At 60.9% G+C, this 19620-nt stretch carries 21 protein-coding genes and 1 pseudogene; 5 read left to right on the forward strand and 17 right to left on the reverse strand.

The features are described 5' to 3' along the window. Nucleotides 1–4 precede the first annotated feature (4 nt). Nucleotides 5–964, forward strand: coding sequence for an amino acid ABC transporter permease (locus ACF6ZU_RS14510; protein ID WP_392893505.1), 960 nt, complete (start codon nucleotides 5–7; stop codon nucleotides 962–964). Beyond that, the gene (locus ACF6ZU_RS14515; protein ID WP_392893507.1) at nucleotides 957–1691 is read left to right on the forward strand and encodes an amino acid ABC transporter ATP-binding protein; all 735 of its coding nucleotides are present in this window, start codon (nucleotides 957–959) and stop codon (nucleotides 1689–1691) included. The genes ACF6ZU_RS14510 and ACF6ZU_RS14515 overlap by 8 nt, the downstream gene beginning before the upstream one ends. 142 nt (nucleotides 1692–1833) lie before the next feature. Here the strand turns inward: ACF6ZU_RS14515 and ACF6ZU_RS14520 are convergent, their stop codons facing one another. From ACF6ZU_RS14520 to ubiE, 11 genes and pseudogenes are all read right to left on the reverse strand, one after another. Then, the gene (locus ACF6ZU_RS14520; protein WP_392893820.1) at nucleotides 1834–2697 is read right to left on the reverse strand and encodes a methyl-accepting chemotaxis protein; all 864 of its coding nucleotides are present in this window, start codon (nucleotides 2695–2697) and stop codon (nucleotides 1834–1836) included. Nucleotides 2698–2739: 42 nt separating this feature from the next. Further along, nucleotides 2740–3750 (reverse strand): annotated as a pseudogene (locus ACF6ZU_RS14525) (methyl-accepting chemotaxis protein); the annotation flags it as partial. Between the two features lie 208 nt (nucleotides 3751–3958). Continuing rightward, nucleotides 3959–4666: a 16S rRNA (uracil(1498)-N(3))-methyltransferase gene (locus ACF6ZU_RS14530; protein WP_392893509.1), complete on the reverse strand. Its 708-nt coding sequence runs from the start codon at nucleotides 4664–4666 to the stop codon at nucleotides 3959–3961. Beyond that, on the reverse strand, nucleotides 4663–5457 hold the full coding sequence (gene tatC, locus ACF6ZU_RS14535) for a twin-arginine translocase subunit TatC (protein WP_392893511.1): 795 nt from the start codon (nucleotides 5455–5457) through the stop codon (nucleotides 4663–4665). Before tatC ends, ACF6ZU_RS14530 begins: the two co-directional genes overlap by 4 nt. After that, nucleotides 5454–5915, reverse strand: a complete 462-nt coding sequence (gene tatB, locus ACF6ZU_RS14540; RefSeq protein WP_392893513.1) for a Sec-independent protein translocase protein TatB — start codon at nucleotides 5913–5915, stop codon at nucleotides 5454–5456. Before tatB ends, tatC begins: the two co-directional genes overlap by 4 nt. Nucleotides 5916–5925: 10 nt before the next feature. Then, nucleotides 5926–6198 carry a twin-arginine translocase TatA/TatE family subunit gene (locus tag ACF6ZU_RS14545; protein ID WP_150763379.1) on the reverse strand — a complete coding sequence of 91 codons (273 nt, stop codon included), beginning with the start codon at nucleotides 6196–6198 and terminating at the stop codon, nucleotides 5926–5928. 25 nt (nucleotides 6199–6223) lie between these two features. Continuing rightward, the gene (locus tag ACF6ZU_RS14550) at nucleotides 6224–6556 is read right to left on the reverse strand and encodes a phosphoribosyl-ATP diphosphatase (RefSeq protein ID WP_008047820.1); all 333 of its coding nucleotides are present in this window, start codon (nucleotides 6554–6556) and stop codon (nucleotides 6224–6226) included. Further along, a complete protein-coding gene (gene hisI / locus ACF6ZU_RS14555; protein WP_007899278.1) occupies nucleotides 6549–6950 on the reverse strand; it encodes a phosphoribosyl-AMP cyclohydrolase in 402 nt (133 codons plus the stop codon). Before hisI ends, ACF6ZU_RS14550 begins: the two co-directional genes overlap by 8 nt. 80 nt (nucleotides 6951–7030) lie before the next feature. Next, complete coding sequence (ubiB, locus tag ACF6ZU_RS14560; RefSeq protein ID WP_392893517.1) at nucleotides 7031–8635, reverse strand: ubiquinone biosynthesis regulatory protein kinase UbiB; 1605 nt, start codon at nucleotides 8633–8635, stop codon at nucleotides 7031–7033. Continuing rightward, a complete protein-coding gene (locus tag ACF6ZU_RS14565) occupies nucleotides 8632–9255 on the reverse strand; it encodes an SCP2 domain-containing protein (protein WP_392893519.1) in 624 nt (207 codons plus the stop codon). Before ACF6ZU_RS14565 ends, ubiB begins: the two co-directional genes overlap by 4 nt. Continuing rightward, nucleotides 9255–10025: a bifunctional demethylmenaquinone methyltransferase/2-methoxy-6-polyprenyl-1,4-benzoquinol methylase UbiE gene (ubiE, locus tag ACF6ZU_RS14570; RefSeq protein ID WP_007948968.1), complete on the reverse strand. Its 771-nt coding sequence runs from the start codon at nucleotides 10023–10025 to the stop codon at nucleotides 9255–9257. The genes ACF6ZU_RS14565 and ubiE overlap by 1 nt, the downstream gene beginning before the upstream one ends. A 155-nt stretch (nucleotides 10026–10180) precedes the next feature. Between ubiE and ACF6ZU_RS14575 the strand changes: the two genes are divergently transcribed. From ACF6ZU_RS14575 to ACF6ZU_RS14585, 3 genes are all read left to right on the forward strand, one after another. Then, the gene (locus ACF6ZU_RS14575) at nucleotides 10181–10456 is read left to right on the forward strand and encodes a polyhydroxyalkanoic acid system family protein (protein ID WP_392893520.1); all 276 of its coding nucleotides are present in this window, start codon (nucleotides 10181–10183) and stop codon (nucleotides 10454–10456) included. Between the two features lie 249 nt (nucleotides 10457–10705). Then, on the forward strand, nucleotides 10706–11128 hold the full coding sequence (locus ACF6ZU_RS14580) for a phasin family protein (protein ID WP_392893522.1): 423 nt from the start codon (nucleotides 10706–10708) through the stop codon (nucleotides 11126–11128). A 10-nt stretch (nucleotides 11129–11138) separates the two neighbouring features. Further along, nucleotides 11139–12053 carry a phasin family protein gene (locus ACF6ZU_RS14585; RefSeq protein WP_392893524.1) on the forward strand — a complete coding sequence of 305 codons (915 nt, stop codon included), beginning with the start codon at nucleotides 11139–11141 and terminating at the stop codon, nucleotides 12051–12053. A gap of 200 nt (nucleotides 12054–12253) precedes the next feature. On the opposite strand, the gene ACF6ZU_RS14590 is transcribed toward ACF6ZU_RS14585, so the two are convergent. From ACF6ZU_RS14590 to hslU, 6 genes are all read right to left on the reverse strand, one after another. Continuing rightward, complete coding sequence (locus ACF6ZU_RS14590; RefSeq protein WP_392893526.1) at nucleotides 12254–12874, reverse strand: TetR/AcrR family transcriptional regulator; 621 nt, start codon at nucleotides 12872–12874, stop codon at nucleotides 12254–12256. 167 nt (nucleotides 12875–13041) lie between these two features. Then, the gene (phaC, locus tag ACF6ZU_RS14595; protein WP_392893528.1) at nucleotides 13042–14724 is read right to left on the reverse strand and encodes a class II poly(R)-hydroxyalkanoic acid synthase; all 1683 of its coding nucleotides are present in this window, start codon (nucleotides 14722–14724) and stop codon (nucleotides 13042–13044) included. A 114-nt stretch (nucleotides 14725–14838) separates the two neighbouring features. Next, on the reverse strand, nucleotides 14839–15693 hold the full coding sequence (phaZ, locus tag ACF6ZU_RS14600; RefSeq protein WP_392893531.1) for a poly(3-hydroxyalkanoate) depolymerase: 855 nt from the start codon (nucleotides 15691–15693) through the stop codon (nucleotides 14839–14841). 152 nt (nucleotides 15694–15845) lie between these two features. Further along, a complete protein-coding gene (gene phaC / locus ACF6ZU_RS14605) occupies nucleotides 15846–17525 on the reverse strand; it encodes a class II poly(R)-hydroxyalkanoic acid synthase (protein ID WP_392893533.1) in 1680 nt (559 codons plus the stop codon). Between the two features lie 259 nt (nucleotides 17526–17784). After that, entirely contained in the window at nucleotides 17785–18162 is a 378-nt protein-coding gene (locus ACF6ZU_RS14610) for a gamma-butyrobetaine hydroxylase-like domain-containing protein (RefSeq protein ID WP_008025216.1), read from the reverse strand. A 119-nt stretch (nucleotides 18163–18281) separates the two neighbouring features. After that, nucleotides 18282–19619: an ATP-dependent protease ATPase subunit HslU gene (hslU, locus tag ACF6ZU_RS14615; RefSeq protein ID WP_392893536.1), complete on the reverse strand. Its 1338-nt coding sequence runs from the start codon at nucleotides 19617–19619 to the stop codon at nucleotides 18282–18284. Nucleotide 19620: the final 1 nt, after the last annotated feature.

A 19620-nucleotide genomic window follows, 5' to 3' on the forward strand; every position in this document is an offset into this window, starting at 1 on the left:
GCAAATGAAACAGAAAAAAGCCCAATGGCCCTGGCACGTTCTGACCGTGCTGGTGCTGATCGGCCTGGCCGGCGCGTTGTATTACGCCACCTCGCTGATGTCCTACGAGTGGCGCTGGAACCGCGTGCCGCAGTATTTCGCCTACCACGCCGAAGAATCCCAGCGCGCCGCCGACATCTCCACCGTCAGCGAACTGGTGCGCAAGGGCGACAAGGCTGAAGTCACCCTGCGCAACGACGCCGGTGACGAGCAGCACCTGATCGTCGACGACAACAGCCTGCAAGTCGCCCAGGGCGATGACGTGGCCGAAGGCGACGTGATCGGCGTAACCCGTCATTGGGCCGCCGGGCCGTTGATGTGGGGCCTTTGGACCACCCTGTGGCTGTCCGTGGTGTCTGGCGTGCTCGGCCTGTTGATCGGTCTGGCCACCGGCCTGTGCCGTCTGTCGAACAACCCGACCCTGCGCGACCTGTCGACGATCTACGTCGAACTGGTGCGCGGTACGCCGTTGCTGGTACAGATTTTCATTTTCTACTTCTTCATCGGCACCGTGATGAACCTGTCGCGGGAGTTCGCCGGGATCGCCGCGCTGTCGCTGTTCACCGGTGCCTATGTAGCGGAAATCATCCGTTCCGGTGTGCAGTCGATCGCCCGCGGCCAGAACGAAGCCGCGCGTTCCCTCGGTTTGAGCGCCGGTCAGTCGATGCGTCATGTGGTGTTGCCGCAAGCGTTCAAACGCGTGCTGCCACCCCTCGCCGGGCAGTTCATCAGCCTGGTCAAGGACACCTCGCTGGTGTCGGTGATCGCCATTACCGAACTGCTGAAAAGCGGTCGCGAAGTCATCACTACCTCGTTTTCGCCGTTCGAGATCCTGTTCTGCGTCGCCGGCCTGTACCTGTTGATCAACCTGCCGCTGTCGAAAATCGCCAGTCGGCTTGAGCGGAGGCTCGCGCAAAGTGATTGAAGTCCGCGATCTGGTAAAAGTCTTCGACACCCGTGGCCAGGTGGTGCGCGCGGTGGATAACGTTTCGACCCGCGTGGCGAAAGGCGAAGTGCTGGTGGTGATCGGCCCGTCCGGCTCCGGCAAATCGACCTTCCTGCGTTGCCTCAATGGCCTGGAAGAATTCGACTCGGGCTCGGTGAGCATCGACGGCCTGCAACTGGCCGACCCGAAAACCGACGTCAATGCCTATCGCCGGGAAGTCGGCATGGTGTTCCAGCACTTCAACCTGTTCCCGCATATGACCGTGCTGGAAAACCTTTGCCTCGCGCAGAAAGTCGTGCGCAAGCGCGGCAAGAAAGAGCGTGAAGCCAAGGCGTTGGCGTTGCTGGAAAAGGTCGGGATTGCGCAGAAGGCCAACGAGTACCCGTCGCGCCTGTCCGGCGGCCAGCAACAGCGCGTGGCGATTGCTCGCGCGCTGGCCATGGAGCCGAAGGTCATGCTGTTTGACGAGCCAACCTCGGCGCTCGACCCGGAAATGGTCGGCGAAGTGCTGGACGTGATGAAAACCCTGGCCGTGGAAGGCATGACCATGGTCTGCGTCACCCACGAAATGGGATTTGCCCGGGAAGTGGCGGACCGGGTGCTGTTCTTCGATCACGGCAAATTGCTGGAAGACGCCTCGCCGGCGGAGTTCTTTGATGCGCCGAAGGATCCGCGGGCCCAGGCCTTCCTTCGTCAGGTCCTTTAAAAGCCGCGGCCTTGGGGCCGCTAATCGCTAGCAGGCTAGCTCCCACAGTGGATTTGTGGTGTTCACACCAACCCCTGTGGGAGCCAGCCTGCTGGCGATTGCATCACCTCGATCCATAGCGAATCGAGGCAAATGAATCACCTCAAACCCTGAACCGCCCCACCAGCACCTGCAAATGGGTGCCCAACCGCGCCAGCTCAACGCTCGATGCCGCAGTCTCTTCACTGGCGGCCGAGGTCTGCTCGGACACATCACGCACATTCAGCACGCTACGGTTGATCTCTTCAGCCACTGCCGTTTGTTGCTCGGCGGCGGCTGCGATCTGCTGGTTCATCGACTGAATCGCCGACACCGTGCGGGTAATGCTTTCCAGGGAGCCACCGGCACGGCGGGTCAGCTCGACGCTGCTGTCGGTCAGGGTGCGGCTGTTGTCCATGATGGTCGCGACTTGCTGGGTGCCGCTTTGCAGGCCGACGATCAGCTCCTCGATTTCCTCGGTGGACTTCTGGGTGCGCAGGGCGAGGCTGCGGACCTCATCGGCCACTACCGCAAAACCTCGCCCGGCTTCACCGGCACGGGCGGCTTCGATGGCGGCGTTGAGCGCCAGCAGGTTGGTTTGCTGGGCCACGGATTTGATCACGTCGAGCACGCTGCCGATCTTGTCGCTTTCGCGCTTGAGATGACCCATGGCTTCCGTGGAATTGCCGACTTCGAGGGCCAGGCGCTCGATCTGCGCGATGGCCTCTCCGACCACCTTGTCGCCTTCACGAGCCTGCTGGTCGGCAGCAACCGCCGCTTCGGAGGCTTCTTCGGCGTTGCGCGCGACTTCCTGCACGGTGGCGGTCATTTCGTTCATGGCGGTCGCCACCTGATCGGTCTCGACCTTCTGACTGTTGACCCCGGCGCTGGTCTGCTCGGTGACGGCAGACAGTTCTTCGGCAGCGCTGGCGATTTGCGTGACGCCATCGCTGATGCCACCGATCAGTTCGCGCAGGCCCAGGGTCATGCTCTGAATGGCGCGCTGCAACTGGCCGAGTTCGTCCTGACGTTCGGAGACGAGGTTCTGAGTCAGGTCGCCGGCGGCGATGCGTTCTGCGACTTTCAGCGTCTGACTCAGCGGAATGACGATCTGACGGGTGATGGCCCAGGCGGCGAACAAACCGAAGGCCAGCGCGAGGGCGGTGGCCAGCAACAGCATGTTCTTGGCGTGTGCGGCGTCGGTGTCACGCACGACGGTTTGCGAGGCGGTGAGCTTTTTGCTGACGGTGATCAGGATGTCGCCTTGGGCCGCCATGCGGGTGAGGGCGGCGGCAGTGGCCACTTGCGAGTCACGGAACTGGCTGACCGCTGCGCGATAGGCTTTGAACGATTCGCTGGCCTGCTGCAGGTTGGCCGTGTGTTGTTGCGGCAGTTTGGGTAGCAGGCTTTCAAGGCTGTTCAGGGCGTTGGCGATCGCATCCAATGCCGGTTGCTCGGCGTCGGCCTTGCCGCTGTAGGTGTAGCCGCGCACCTGATAACGGGCTTGCTGCAGCAGTTTGCTGATTTCAACCACGCTGTTGAAATCGGCGACGCTGTCGCCTTGCAGCAGATTTTTCTCGACTTCAGTCACTTTCGCCACGGCGTTATCGGCGTTGGCGCCGAGTTTACTGCGGGCATCTTCGCGGTTGGCGCCGGCCTGGACCATGGCGGCGAAGGCTTGGCGGTATTCGGCGACGGCGGCCAGTTGCTGGTCGACCATGGCGGTGTCGGTGGGTTGTTCGATCAGCGTGCGCGCGGTTTTCAGCCCGGTTTCGAGTTGGCCCAGCAGGTCGTTGACCGCGCCCGGGCCTTGTTCGCCACGGCGCATTTCGTAGTCCAGGCGGGCGATGCGCAGGTCTTTGGTCAGGTCATTGAGGCTGGCAATGAAACCCAGTTTGTCGCCGCGACTGGTCACATCACCCAGGCCGGTCCAACCGGTGAAGGTGATCAACAACGTCAGGAGCAGCACCAGACCAAAGCCGATACCCAGTTTGCGATTGACGCTGACGTTTCCCAGTTTCTCGGCTAGCCATCGGTACATGTTGCAACTCCCACGGACCACAAGTTGGTTTTATGAGAGCTGTATCGGCTGGCTGGCGAGAATCTGTAGGGGATACCCCTATGGATGGACGAATGGATGGATGACCTGTAGGAGCGAGCCTGCTCGCGAAGCGGTGTGTCAGTCGACACCTTTGTTGAATGAACAACCGCTTCGCGAGCAGGCTCGCTCCCACGGGGGGATGGTGTGTTTAGAAGAGGCGTGCGAGCAGGGCGGTGACGGCGGTTTCGACGCGCAGGATGCGCTCGCCGAGCTGCACCGGTTGCAGGCCGGACTTGGCCAGCAGGTCTATTTCGTAGGGGATCCAGCCGCCTTCCGGGCCGATGGCCAGGGTCACCGGCTCGTCGAGGCCACGAGGGCAGGACGGGTAGTTGCCCGGATGGCCTACCAGACCGAGCGTGCCTTCGCTGATGGCGGGCAGTCGATCTTCGACGAACGGCTTGAAACGCTTTTCGATGACCACTTCCGGCAGCACGCTGTCGCGGGCTTGTTCGAGACCGAGGATCAATTGCTCGCGGATGGCGTCGGGTTCGAGGAACGGCGTTTGCCAGAAGCTCTTCTCGACGCGATAGCTGTTCACCAGCACGATTCGCGGCACACCCATGGCCGCCACGGTCTGAAACACCCTGCGCAGCATTTTGGGCCGTGGCAGGGCCAATACCAGGGTCAGCGGCAGCTTGGCGGGTGGAGGCTGGTCGAGGGTGACGCGCAGTTCGGCTTCACCGGCGTCCAGGCGCAGCACTTCGGCCGCGCCCATCAGGCCGCCGATACGTCCGACGCGCATGCTGTCACCCACTTCACAGCGGTGGACTTCCTGCATGTGCGTCAACCGGCGATCGCGCAGGATCACCCGGTCGGCCGCAATGAAGTCGGCCTCTTCGAGGAGCAGCAGGTTCACGCCTGGGTCGCTGGCGGCTGGTCGTTGTGATCGTCGACCGGCTGGTCGTCCGGATGGTCGCCACGCTTGCTGATCAGGCCGCCGAAGAGGATGCCGATTTCAAACAGCAGCCACATCGGTACCGCCAGCAGGGTCTGCGAGAAGATATCCGGCGGGGTCAGGATCATGCCGACCACGAAGCAGCCGATGATCACGTACGGGCGGATTTTCTTCAGGTATTTGACGTCGACCACGCCGATCCACACCAGCAGCACCACGGCCACCGGGATCTCGAACGCCACGCCGAAGGCGAAGAACAGCGTCATGACGAAGTCGAGGTAGCTGCTGATGTCGGTCATCATCTCCACGCCGGCCGGGGTGGCGGCGGCGAAGAATTTGAAGATCAGCGGGAACACCAGGTAATAGGCGAACGCCATGCCGGCGTAGAACAGCATGATGCTCGAGATCAGCAACGGCACCGCGATGCGCTTCTCATGCTTGTACAGGCCTGGCGCGATGAAGCCCCAGATCTGGTGCAGGATCACCGGGATGGCCAGGAACAGCGAAACCATCATGGTCAGCTTCAGCGGCGTCAGGAACGGCGACGACACGTCGGTGGCAATCATCGTCGCGCCCACCGGCAGGTACTGCCGCAGCGGTGTGGAGACGAAGGTGTAGATCTGCTGGGTGAAGGCGAACAACCCGGCAAAGATGATGAAGATCGCCGCTACACAGCGCAGCAGACGGGTACGCAACTCGGTGAGGTGCGAAACCAGCGGCATGTGCTGGTCGTTTTCTGGGAGATCGCTCATGGGGCTCGCGGCGGCAAAGGGGTGTCATGAGGAGCCGGCGTGATCGGCGCGGCGACTGGAGCAACGGGGTCTGCATGAGCCACAACGGGAGCGGGTTCAGCAGCTTTCACTGCGTCCGCCGGTGCAGCGACAGGCGCGGCGTCTACCACCGGCGCATGAATCGTCTGCTCCGCCACCGGTTCAATCGGTTGAACCGGCGTGGCTTCCTGCTGGGTTGGCGTGAAAATCTTCCGGGCCTCCTGTTCCAGCGACAGAATGTGCTCGTTGTGCAGTTGCCGACGAATCTCGTCGGCACCGATTTCACGTTCAACTTCCTGTTTGATCGCGTTGAAGCTGCGCTTCAGGCGACCGATCCACAGGCCGGCGGTGCGCGCTGCACCCGGCAGACGCTCGGGACCCAGCACCAGCAGGGCCACGAGGCCGACAAGCAGCAGTTCAGAGAAGCTGATACCAAACATTAGTCAGTGCTCACACGTCTTTGCGGATCGGCTCTTCGACTTTTTGCGCCTGCACGTCGATGGTGTGCGGCTGGTTCACGGACTGCTGTGGCTGAACCGGTGGCACAGGCTGGGCCGGGGTCACGGTTGGATCGGCCGGTTTTTCGTCGTCGTTCATGGCTTTCTTGAAGCCCTTGATCGATTCGCCGACGTCAGTGCCGAGGTTTTTCAGTTTCTTGGTGCCGAATACCAGCACGACTACCACCAGGATGACGATCCAGTGTTTCCAGTCAAAAATGCCCATGTCGCTGCTCCTCTCTAATAGTTGTTCAGGCGGACGGGCGCGAGGCTTTCTCGGCGTGTCCGGACAGACCGAAACGACGGTCCAGTTCATCGAGTACAGCCTGAGGATGCTGCCCCAACTGGGCGAGCATGACCATGCTGTGGAACCACAAATCGGCAGTCTCGTAGATCACATCGCTGCAGTCGCCGCTGATGGCGGCGTCCTTGGCTGCAATGATGGTCTCGACAGACTCTTCGCCGACTTTTTCCAGAATCTTGTTCAAGCCCTTGTGGTACAGGCTGGCGACATACGAGCTGTCGGCAGCGGCGCCTTTGCGCTCTTCCAGCACCTCGGCCAGACGGGTCAGGGTGTCACTCATGGGTATGTCCTGCGGAATAGATGGCGTGCGGGTCTTTCAGAACAGGGTCGACGGTTTTCCAGTCGCCGTTCTCGAACACGCGGTAGAAGCAGCTCTGACGGCCGGTATGGCAGGCGATGTCGCCGATTTGCTCGACCATCAGGATGATGACGTCGGCATCGCAGTCCAGGCGCATCTCGTGCAGGGTCTGCACGTGGCCGGACTCTTCGCCCTTGCGCCACAGCTTGCCACGGGAACGCGACCAGTAAATGGCGCGGTTCTCGGCGGCGGTCAGTTCCAGCGCTTCGCGGTTCATCCAGGCCATCATCAGGACGCGCCCGGTCTTGTGATCCTGGGCAATCGCCGGCACTAGGCCGTCAGCGTCCCACTTGATCTCGTCCAGCCAGTTTTTCATCTTCGACTCCGACAACGGGTTCCACACTTCATGAGTAGAACCCAGCGTTGAAACAGTGTGCCAGTGCGCGACACAACTGGCTATCGGCGAACGACCAGATACAAACCGACCGCCATCATGATTCCCGCCGGCCAGTAAGCCAGTTCATTCAACGGCCCGCCAGCGGCGAGTATCGCGCCGCCCGCCAGATGCGCGGTGCCGAGCAGGCGCAGGAACCAGTCGTCCCGGCGTCGATGCCACGGTGGCGGCGGGTCGTAGGCGTGAGGCTGGGACATACGTTCGAGCAGGTCGCGGGCCATGTTGGCCAGGTGCGGCAGTTGCTCGAACTGGCTCTGCACGTTGCCGAGCAAGGCTTTGGGGCTGACGCGCTCGCGCATCCAGCGCTCGAGGAACGGCTGCGCGGTGTTCCACAGATCGAGGTCCGGGTACAGCTGGCGGCCCAGGCCCTCGATGTTCAACAGGGTTTTTTGCAGCAGCACCAGCTGCGGCTGCACTTCCATGTTGAAGCGTCTCGCGGTCTGGAACAGGCGCATCAGCACCTGGCCGAATGAAATATCTTTTAACGGTTTTTCGAAGATCGGCTCGCACACGGTGCGGATTGCCGCTTCGAATTCGTTGAGTTTGGTTTCCGCCGGCACCCAGCCCGAGTCGATGTGCAATTGCGCCACACGCCGGTAATCGCGCTTGAAGAACGCGAACAGGTTGCGCGCCAGATAATCCTGGTCTTCCGGGGTGAGGCTGCCGACGATGCCGCAGTCGATCGCAATGTACTGCGGGCTCCACGGGTTGACGGTGCTGACGAAGATGTTGCCCGGATGCATGTCGGCGTGGAAGAAACTGTCGCGGAACACCTGGGTGAAGAAGATCTCCACACCGCGTTCGGCTAGCATCTTCATGTCGGTGCGTTGATCGGCGAGGGTCGCCAGGTCAGTGACCTGGATCCCGTAAATGCGCTCCATCACCAGCACTTTCGGCCGGCACCAGTCCCAATAGACTTGCGGCACGTAAAGCAGCGGCGAGCCTTCGAAGTTGCGCTTCAACTGACTGGCGTTGGCCGCCTCGCGCAGCAGGTCGAGTTCGTCGTAGATGGTTTTTTCGTAGTCGCTGACCACGTCCACCGGGTGCAGCAGGCGCGCGTCGGCCGAGAGTTTTTCGGCGGCGCGGGCGAGGATGAACAGCCACGCCAGGTCCTGCGCGATGATCGGTTTCAGCCCCGGACGGATCACCTTGACCACGACTTCTTCACCGGTTTTCAGCTGCGCAGCATGCACCTGCGCCACCGACGCCGAGGCCAGCGGTTCGACGTCGAAACGGCTGAACACTTCGCTGATTTTCTTGCCCAGCTGTTCTTCGATCAGCTTGACCGACACCTGGGAATCGAACGGCGGCACGCGGTCCTGCAGCTTCATCAGCTCGTCGGCGATGTCTTCCGGCAACAGGTCGCGACGGGTGGACAGGATCTGCCCGAACTTGATGAAAATCGGCCCGAGGTCCTGCAACGCCAGGCGCAATCGCGCGCCACGGCTCAGGTCCAGGGTCTTGCGCGGGAACCAGCGCCACGGCAACACGTAGCGCAGCGCCAGCAGGAACCACGGCAGCGGCAGGGCGAACAGCAGGTCATCGAGGCGGTAGCGAATCACAACGCGCTGGATGCGCAACAAACGGCGGACGGCAAGCAGCTTCATGCGTTATCGCTTGGGTCGAGGGATCGGGAAAGGCGCTCGAAACGCGCCTCGAGACGTTCCAGATCAAGTTTGATCCGGTCCAGTTCACTGAAACGGGCTTCGGCTTCGCGCTGGCCGACGAGGGCGCGCGATTCTTCGGCCAGGTATTCGCCCAGGTTCTGGCCCAGGCTGGCAAATCCTTGCTGATACCAGCGTGCGCGGCTGCGCAGGTGACCGCCGACCAGTTGCGTGGCGACCGGGCCCAGCCAGCGCGAGAGTTCGTACTCCCAGTCCAGCTCGAGGTCCTGAAGGATCGCGGCCAGTTCCAGCAGCACGCCGCTATCGCCGTCGAGTTCGACTTCAGGGCCGTGCAGGACCGCAGTCTTGTCCTTGCTCATCGCCAGTTTCAACAGGCTTGAAGCCGGTGCACGCAAGGTGCAGTCGGCGCCGGTTTCCCAGTGGGCAGCGAGCATCAGGCCTTCGTCGCTGGGCAGGATGTACAGTTGCAACGCCGGGCTGCGGCAGTCGACGGCAATCACCCGGCCGCTCAAATGCGCGAGCCGAGGCAGCGCCGTGCTGTCGAGGCGCAGCACCCGGTTCAGGCCGAGTTCAACGCTGGCGAGCAGTCCGGCCAGCAACATCAGGGCTTGATGCCGCGGTGCAGGGCGACGATGCCGGCAGTCATGTTGTGGTAGGTGACGCGGTCGAAACCGGCCTCGACCATCATCGACTTCAGGGTTTCCTGGTTCGGGTGCATGCGGATCGATTCGGCCAGGTAGCGATAGCTTTCCGAGTCGTTGGTGATCAGCTTGCCCATCAGCGGCATGAAGGCGAACGAGTAGGCGTCGTAGGCCTTGGACATCAGCGCGTTGGTCGGCTTGGAGAATTCCAGTACCAGCAAACGGCCGCCCGGCTTGAGCACGCGCAGCATCGAACGCAGGGCGTCCTCTTTGTGCGTGACGTTGCGCAGGCCGAAGGCGATGGTCACGCAGTCGAAATGGTTGTCCGGGAACGGCAGCTTTTCAGCGTCGGCCTGAACGAACTCGACGTTGCCGGCCACACCGAGATCCAGCAGGCGATCGCGACCGACCTTGAGCATGGATTCGTTGATGTCGGCCAATACCACCTGGCCGGTCGGGCCCACGAGGTGCGAGAATTTTTTGGTCAGGTCGCCGGTACCGCCAGCGATGTCCAGCACGCGGTTGCCGGTGCGAACGCCCGACAGCTCGATCGCGAAACGCTTCCACAGACGGTGCATGCCGCCCGACAGGAGGTCGTTCATCAAGTCGTACTTGGCGGCTACCGAGTGGAAAACTTCAGCGACTTTTTCCGCTTTTTGGCTTTCCGGAACGTTTTTGAAACCGAAGTGAGTGGTGGGTTCGGCATCGCTGCCTTTGCGCTGATCAGTCATATCGCTGTCACCAGAAGAGAATGCGGGACATTCTAATCCCGGTGGCCTGCTTTGTCTTGGCAAGGCTGAAGGTAAGATGTAGAACCGCCGGGACGTTTTGACGCAGCAGGGGTCAAGATGCTTCAGGAAAGTATTCATCAAGCAGGAGTCATTCGATGGCCCGTATTAGTGTTGAACGTGCCCACGGCCTGGGCAAGGAAGCGGCCCGCGAGAAGGCTGACAAGCTGGCGCAGAAGCTGTCCGATCAATATGGCCTGGAGCCGCAGTGGTCCGGCGATACCCTGAACCTCAAGCGTTCCGGGGTGAAAGGCGCCGTGCATGTCGGCGAGGATTCGATCCGGGTCGATGTCGAGCTGGGCATGCTGATGTCGGCCATGAGCGGCACGATCAAATCGGAAATCGAAAAGGCGCTCGATAAAGCCCTCGCATAACCCGGTTTTCCCGGTGACGCGCGATCCCCTGTAGGAGCGAGCCTGCTCGCGAAGACGGAGTGTCAGACAACATCAATGTCGACTGATACAACGCCATCGCGAGCGGGCTCACTCCTACATTTGTTTGTGGTGTGTTCAAGGTTTTATGTCAGTTGTTAGGGTGCCGTTTCTAATTTTTCTCCCTACTTTGTGCATGAGCCCGACACTTTCGCGGGCAGTTCCTCAAACCTTCTGCGCGTGAGGTGCACCATGGCCAAAGTTATTTTGAAGAAAAAAATCGACGCTTCTGCAACTGCTCTGAGCGACGTCAAATCCTATGCCCGCAAGATCTGGCTGGCAGGCCTGGGTGCCTACGCCAAGGTTGGCCAAGAGGGCAGCGAGTACTTTCAAGAGTTGATCAAGGCTGGTCAAACTGTTGAAAAGAAAGGCAAAAAAGTAGTTGCCGAGAAACTTGAAGCGGCTAATGCCGAAATCGATGAAGCCAAGAATGAAGTGAGCACGTTCAAAGGCAAGGTCGAAGTTCAACTGGACAAGGTCGAGAAGGCGTTCGACTCGCGTGTCGCAAGTGCCTTGAATCGTATCGGCATTCCGTCTAAACATGACGTTGAGACACTGTCTGCTAAGCTCGATGAGTTGACGGCATTGCTCGAACGCGTCGCGCGTAAATCTTAAGGAGAACGGGATGGCTGGTAAAAAGAATACTGACAAAGAAGGCAGCTCGTGGATTGGGAAAGTCGAAGACTACTCCCGCAAAATCTGGCTGGCTGGTTTAGGCGTGTACTCGAAGATCGACACTGACGGCAGCAAGCTCTTCGATACATTGGTCAAAGACGGCGAGAAAGCCGAGAAGCTCACCAAGAGCGCTGTCGGCAAGAAAGTCGATGACGTAAAGGATTCTGCTTCGTCGGCTAAATCGCGCATCACTGGCGTGAAGGACCGTGCGCTGGGCAAGTGGGATGAACTGGAAGGGGCTTTCGACAAGCGCCTGAACAGCGCCATTTCGCGCCTGGGCGTACCTAGCCGCAATGAAGTGAAAGCGCTGCACAGCAAGGTCGATACCCTGACCAAGCAGATCGAAAAACTTACCGGTGCCAAAGTGGCGCCTGTTGCAGCGAAAACCGCGGCGGCAAAACCAGCGGCGAAAACCGCTGCCAAGCCACTGGCAAAAGCGGCCGCTAAACCGGCTGTCAAACCCGCCGCGAAAGCTGCGGCCAAGCCTGCTGCCAAAACGGCCGCCGCCAAACCCGCAGCCGCCAAGCCTGCCGCTAAACCGGTTGCCGCCAAAGCCGCCGCCAAACCAGCGGCCAAGCCGGCTGCGAAAACCACTGCAGCTAAACCGGCAGCGGCGAAACCTGCGGCAAAAACCGCAGCGGCCAAGCCTGCAGCCAAGCCAGCGGCAAAACCTGCCGCCGCGAAAAAACCTGCAGTGAAAAAACCGGCGGCACCGAAAGCCGCAGCACCAAAACCAGCAGTGGCTGCCGCCAAACCGGCAACCCCGGCGCCTGCCGTAAGCAGCTCGAACTCTGCTACCGCGCCGACCCCTGCTGCCACCCCGACTGCCGCGCCAGCACCTTCGACGCCAACCAGTCAGTCCTGATTTTCAGGGCTCAAAAAAACGCCCGGCCTGCAAAGGTCGGGCGTTTTTGTTTGCACGCGATTCCATGAACGCCGCAGAGTCATTGTGGGAGTGAGCCTGCTCGCGATTACGGTGTGTCATTCAACATTGATGTTGACTGACCCGACGCCATCGCGAGCAGGCTCACTCCCACATTGGAATGTGTTTATCCAGTGCAAGGGTTACTCGTGTTCTTCCAGGTATTGGAGTGCCAGTTGTTCCGTCGCGACTTTAATCGGCGGCAACAGGTGCGGCGCCACCAGCATCATGATCTGGTACACCACCAGCCTGACCTCACCCTCGCGATCAAGTATCCGCTGATAGTCCAGCGAGAACAGCAGCGTCATGGTGATCTGCTCCACCAGTTGCCCCAGTGCCTGCGTCCCGCTGACCAATTGCCCCTGGGCTTTCAGCCGCGCCAGCAATGACGCCAGTGTGCGCTTCAGGGCATTGAGCAGGTTGCGTATGCCTTTGGCCAGTTTCGGCAGGCGCCCGGCAAGGTTCGACAGGTCCTGGAACAGAAACCGGTAGTGCGCCAGGCGCTCGACGATCAGGTGCAGGAACAGCCAGTAATCTTCCGGGGCCAGTTCGACATCGGCCGGCGGATCGAGCAAGGGTGCCAACTCCGCCTGGAAGCGTTCGAACAGGCCAAGAATCAGCGGTTCCTTGCCGTGGAAGTGGTAGTAGAGGTTGCCCGGGCTGATGCCCATTTCGTTGGCAACTTCCATGGTGGAGACGTTCGGTTCGCCCTTCTGGTTGAACAACTGCAGGGCACATTCGAGGATCCGGTCGCGGGTTTTCATCCAGTCTTCTTAATGTTCAGGTTCTGCCACGGTCCCAACTCTGTAGGAGCGAGCCTGCTCGCGATGGACGTTAACGATAACGCGTGCTGCCTGGATGAACGCGTTGCCTAAACGTTTTTCGCGAGCAGGCTCGCTCCTACAGAGGGGCGGTCCGTGGTGTGTTGGTTTCAGCGCACGCGCACGTAAGTACCGGGTGCCGCCTCCATCGGTGGATAGTTCTGGTTGCCGAGGGCCATGTGGGTTTCCTTCTGCGCGCCCGAGCGTTCCTGAATCCAGCTCAGCCATTGCGTCCACCAGCTGCCGTCGACCTGCTTGGCGTCGTAATACCAGGCGCGTGGGTCGCTGCTCAGTTTGGCGCTCTCGACGAAGTTGGCTTTCGGGTTGGAGGGCGGGTTGAGGATGCTCTGGACATGGCCGCTGTTGGACAGCACAAAGCGCCGCTCGCCACCCAGCAGCAACGTCGAGCGATACACCGCATCCCAAGGCGTGATGTGATCGTTGATGCCCGCCACGCTGAAACTGTCGACGGTGACCTTCTGCAAATCGATCGGCGTGCCGCACACTTCCAGGCCACCGGGATGACTCAGCGGGTTGTGCTTGAAGAAGTCCAGCAGGTCGCCGTGAAAGGCTGCGGGCAAACGCGTGTTGTCATTGTTCCAGTAGAGAATGTCGAACGCCGGCGGCTCCTTGCCCAACAGGTAGTTGTTGACGAAGTAGCTCCAGATCAGATCGTTTGGGCGCATCCAGGCGAACACCTTGGCCATGTCACGGCCATCCAGCACGCCTTTCTGATACGAGCGGCGCTTGGCCGCTTCCAGGGTCTGTTCATCGGCGAACAGCGTCGCCGGGCTTTCCATCTGGCTGTCGAGCAGGCTCACCAGGTACGTCGCGCTGGAGACCCGGCGCAATTGTCTTTTGGCTTGCAGATGACCTTGCAGCGCGGCAATGGTCAGCCCGCCAGCACAGGCGCCCATCAGGTTCACTTCCCGCGCGCCGGTGATCGCCCGGCACACGTTCATCGCTTCTTCCACCGCTTCGACATAGGTCGACAGGCCCCATTCGCGATGACGGACGTCCGGGTTGCGCCAACTGATCATGAAGGTCTGCAGGCCGTTTTTCAGGGCGAACTGAACGAAGCTGTTGCTCGGGCTCAGGTCGAAAATGTAGTACTTGTTGATCTGCGGCGGCACCACCAGCAGCGGCTTGGAATACTGCTTTTCGCTCATCGGCTTGTACTGGATCAGCTCCAGCATTTCGTTGCGAAACACCACGGAACCGGTGGTGGTGGCGACCGTCTTGCCGACCTCGAATGCCTGCTTGGTCACTTGTCTGGGCAAGCCGTCGTTGTGCAGCAGATCGTCGACCAGATGACTGATGCCGCGCACCAGGCTGTTGCCCCCGGAGTTGAAAATTTCCTTGATCGCCACCGGATTGAGCAAGGTGTTCGACGGCGATACGGCGTCGTTGAGCAAGGCGAAGGCGAAGTGCGCGCGGGCCCGGTCGTCCGGGTCCATGTTGCTTTCATCGATCCAGCTTTTGACCTGTTTCTGCCAGCTCAGGTAGGCCTGCAGGCTGCGGCGGTAAAACGGATTGAGGCTCCACGCCGGGTCGGCAAAACGACTGTCGTGCGGGTTGGTCGGGTGCAGGGTTTCGCCCAGCAGCACGCGGCCTAGCTGACCGCCCAGCTTCAAGGCGTGGCGGGCGCTGTGCACCGGGTTGCGCAAGCCATGGGCGGCAACACTGCGCAGGGTCGAAATCAGATCCCGGCCACGCAGGCCGGTAATCGCACTCTGTGCGTTGATGAACGCGGCGGGAGTGGGCAAAAACTCCCTCGCTGGCTTCTCGCGCATGGATCAACACTCCTTCGTCTTCAGGCCAAAAACAAACACACCGAACCAGAACACCATAGACGCTGTAACGGGTTGTTGCGCGGCGCGGCGTCCTGCCGACCGACAATGGGTCTGCTAGCCGCCCAATGGCGACGGATGCGGATGCATCACGGCGCGCTGCCGTTCCTCCTCGAGGAATTTCATGATGATCGGCGCCACCGCTTCGGCGCGGGTGATCAGGAACAAGTGCCCGTCATCGATGATGTGCAACTGGGCATTGGGGATTCGCCAGGCCAGCATGCGCATGTTGATCAGCGGGATCAGCGGGTCGTCGTCACCGGCCAGCACCAGCGTCGGCTGATGGATCTTGTGCAGCCAGTGAATGCTGGTCCAGCCGAGGCCGGCGAACAGCTGCCAGTAGTAACCGAGCTTGCCGGCCGAACGCACCTTGGCCGCGTGGCTGGCTGCGAGGGTCGGGTCGCGACGGAACGAGCCGCCGTAGATCATCGGCGCGATGCGGATCACATGCGACGGCTGGATGTAGCGCCGTGGGCTGGCCATCATCCACAGCACTTTCGGCTTGCCCGGCACCATCACTGCGCCCGCCGCCGTGGCCGCCAGCACCAGTTTCTTGCAGCGCTCCGGGTAGTCGTAGGCGAACTGCTGGGCGAGCGCGCCGCCCCATGACACACCGATCACGTTGACCTGCCCGTAATCGAGGTAATCGAGCATCCGTGCCGTGAGTTTGGCCAGGCCCGGAAAACGGTAGGGCCGGTTCGGTGTCGACGAACCGCCGACACCGGGCACGTCGAAGGCGATGACTTCGAGGTCCGGGTCCAGCGCCGCGACGAACGGAAACACCAGCTCCAGGTTGGCGCCGATGCCATTGAAAATCAGCAAGGGCGTCAAGTGAGGCTTGCCGGGGCGTACCGCCGTGCGGAGGGTCTGGCCATCCAGGTCGACGGTACGAAAAATGAACGGTTGCGGCATGCTTCAGGCCCTGTGGGTTAATTCGTCCCCGACCCCTGTAGGAGCGAGCTTGCTCGCGAAAAACGAAAGGGCAACGCGTTCATCAGGTGGCGCGCGTTATCGTTGACGTCCATCGCGAGCAAGCTCGCTCCTACAGGTGGCCGGGGTGTCAGTTACCGCTCATGTACGTAAGTGCCCGGTGCAGCTTCGCCCGCGGGATAAGCCTTGTTGCCCAGTTTCACCGGGGATTTTTTCAGTTCGCCCGAACGCTCGGCCTGCCAGGCTTGCCAGTGCAGCCACCAGGAGTCGGTGTGCTTGGTGGAGTTTTCCTGCCACTCCTCGGCCTTGCCCGGCATTTCGCTGCCGGTCATGTAGCGTGATTTCGGGTTGCCCGGCGGGTTCAGGATGCTCTGGATATGTCCGCTGCTGGACAGTACGAATTCGACCTTGCCACCGAACAGTTGCGCCGACTTGTAGCAGGACTTCCACGGCGTGATGTGGTCGTTGGTGCCGGCCAGGGAAAAGATGTCGGCCGTGACCTGTTTCAGGTCGATCGCGGTGCCGCACACTTCCAGTGCGTTCGGACGGATCAGCGGGTTGTTTTTGAACATCTCGATCAGGTCACCGTGGAACGCTGCCGGCAACCGGGTGGTGTCGTTGTTCCAGAACAGGATGTCGAACACCGGTGGCTCGTTGCCGAGCAGGTAGTTGTTCACCCAGTAGTTCCAGATCAGGTCGTTGGGACGCATCCAGGCGAACACTTTCGCCATGTCGCGCCCTTCGAGCACACCGGCCTGATAGGAGTGGCGCTTGGCGGCTTCCAGGGTCTGCTCGTCGACGAACAGCGCGACGTCGCTGTCCAGGGTGGTGTCGAGCACGCTGACCAGCAGGGTCAGGGCGTTGACCTTGTTCTCGCCGATCGCGGCGTAGTGGCCCAGCAACGCGGTGCAGGTGATGCCGCCGGAGCAGGCGCCGAGCATGTTCACGTCTTTGCTGCCGGTGATCGCGGTGACCACGTCGACCGCTTCCTTGAGCGCCTCGATGTAGGTCGAGAGGCCCCACTCGCGCTGTTCCTTGGTCGGGTTGCGCCAGCTGATGATGAAAGTCTGCACGTGATTGCGCAGGCAGAAACGCGCCAGGCTCTTGTCCGGGCTCAGGTCGAAAACGTAGAACTTGTTGATCTGCGGCGGTACGACCAGCAGGGGGCGTTCGTGCACTTGTTCGGTGGTCGGCCGGTACTGGATCAGCTCCAGCACGTCGTTGCGGAACACCACCGCGCCTTCGGTCACACCCAGGCTCTTGCCGACCTCGAACGCGCCCATGTTGACCTGGCTCGGCATGCCGCCGTTGTGCACCATGTCCTTGGCCAGGTGCGAGAGGCCGTCGAGCAGGCTCTTGCCACCGGTTTCGAAGAAGCGTTTGACCGCTGCCGGGTTGGCCGCCGTGTTGGTCGGGGCCATGGCTTCGGTCATGAGGTTGATCACGAAATGCCCACGCGCCACATCCTTGGGCCCGAGGTTGCTGTCGTCGATCCAGTCGTGGAGTTCCTTGCGCCACGCCAGGTAAGTTTGCAGGTAACGTTTGTAGAGCGGGTTCTGGCTCCAGGCGGGATCGGCGAAGCGACGGTCATCGCTGGTCGGTTGCAGTTCGGATTTGCCGAACAGCACATTCTTGAGTTCAAGACCGAAATGAGCGACATGCTTGGCGCTGTGAATCGGTTGCTTGATGGCCTGCCTCAGCACCATTCGAGCAGAAGCCAGTAGATCCTTTCCACGCAGCCCAACGACAGGATTCAGCCCCAAGGTGTTTTCCGAGGCCTGATACTTCAAGTCATCGTTATTCTTGTTACTCATCTACGACGCTCCATTGTCCTGAGACGAGTACCAGGGTCCAGCTGTGTCAGTACACAGCCAATGCCAGGTACTACTGCTCGGGTGACCGTTAATTCTGCATCGCTGCTTTTTAGTTCAGAGAGGCACTGCAGGGAACTTGCCAGCTCCATTGGTTACCCGAGTTTAATTTTTTTCGCAAGCAGGCCAATGACTGGCCGCACGGCCAAGCATTCAAACAGATGAAATTAGAAAATGCCTTCTAAAGCGCGAGAGGCTCGGGCTAGAGCATCAGCTTGACGACGGACTCGTTCGGATCGCGGGTCTTGCCGGCGGCTTTGAGTTCGGCGAGATAATCGTTCCAGAGATCTTCCTGACGCACGCCCAACTGGTACAAATACTCCCAGGTGAACAGGCCGCTGTCGTGGCCGTCGTCGAAGGTCAATTTCAGTGCGTACTGACCGGCCGGTTCTACTTTGGTCAGGCCTACGCCGATCTTGCCAAATTGCAGGATAGGTTTGCCGTGGCCCTGGACCTCGGCGGAAGGAGAGTGCACGCGCAGGAACTCGGCGGGCAGGTGATGTTCCTCGCCGGACGCGTATTTCAGCGACAGGGTTTTCGAGGCTTTGTGCAGTTTGATGTCGGTGGGGAGTTGGGTCATGACCTGATGTCCGTCAGTGTGGAACTCTCGCGGTCCCTTGTAGGAGCCGGCTTGCCGGCGATGGCGATCTCAAGGTCCCCATCGCCGGCAAGCCGGCTCCTACACAGGTCTCACATGACCTACAGGATATAACGGGACAGGTCTTCGTTCTGCGCCAATTCGCCCAGGTGGCTGTTGACGTAGCCGGCGTCGATCTGGATCACCTTGTCGTCATGGGCGCTGGCCAGGTCGCCGGCGCTGAACGACACCTCTTCGAGCAGGCGCTCAAGCAAGGTGTGCAGGCGACGGGCACCGATGTTCTCGGTCTTCTCGTTGACCTGCCAGGCGATCTCGGCGATGCGCTTGATGCCATCCGGCTTGAACTCGATGGCCAGGCCTTCGGTTTTCAGCAGCGCGCAATACTGCTCGGTGAGCGAGGCGTGCGGTTCGCTGAGGATGCGCTCGAAGTCTTCCGGCGTCAGCGCTTTCAGCTCGACACGAATCGGCAGGCGACCTTGCAGCTCGGGCACCAGGTCGCTCGGCTTGCTCAGGTGGAACGCGCCGGAAGCGATGAACAGGATGTGGTCGGTCTTGACCATGCCCAGCTTGGTGTTGACCGTGCAGCCTTCGATCAGTGGCAGCAAATCGCGCTGCACGCCTTCGCGGGATACATCGACGCCACCGGAGTTGCCGCGCTTGGCGACCTTGTCGATCTCATCGATGAACACGATGCCGTGCTGCTCGACCGCTTCCAGGGCCTTGGCTTTCAATTCTTCGTCGTTGACCAGGCGGCTCGCTTCTTCATCGCGAACCAGCTTCAGCGCTTCCTTGACCTTGAGCTTGCGGCTCTTGCGCTTGCCCTTGCCCATGTTGGCGAACAGGTTCTGCAACTGGTTGGTCATTTCTTCCATGCCCGGTGGCGCGGAGATGTCGACGCCGGCCACTTCGGCGACTTCGATTTCGATCTCCTTGTCATCCAGCTGGCCTTCGCGCAGGCGCTTGCGGAACAGCTGGCGGGTGTTGGAATCGGACGTCGGCGCGTCGTCGTTGCTGAAGCCCATGCGTGCCGGTGGCAACAGCGCGTCGAGGATGCGCTCTTCGGCGGCGTCTTCGGCGCGGTGGCGAACCTTGGTCATTTCCTGTTCGCGCAGCAGCTTGATGGCGGCATCGGCGAGGTCACGAATGATCGACTCAACGTCGCGACCGACGTAGCCGACTTCGGTGAACTTGGTCGCTTCGACCTTGATAAACGGCGCGTTGGCCAGTTTTGCCAGGCGACGGGCGATCTCGGTTTTACCGACACCGGTCGGGCCGATCATCAGGATATTCTTCGGTGTTACTTCAACACGCAGCTCTTCCGGCAGCTGCATCCGGCGCCAGCGGTTACGCAGCGCGATGGCGACGGCGCGCTTGGCATCGTCCTGGCCGATGATGTGGCGATTGAGTTCGTGGACGATTTCACGGGGAGTCATGGACATA

The sequence above is a fragment of the Pseudomonas migulae genome, from assembly GCF_043225285.1.
Taxonomy (GTDB): domain Bacteria; phylum Pseudomonadota; class Gammaproteobacteria; order Pseudomonadales; family Pseudomonadaceae; genus Aquipseudomonas; species Aquipseudomonas migulae_C.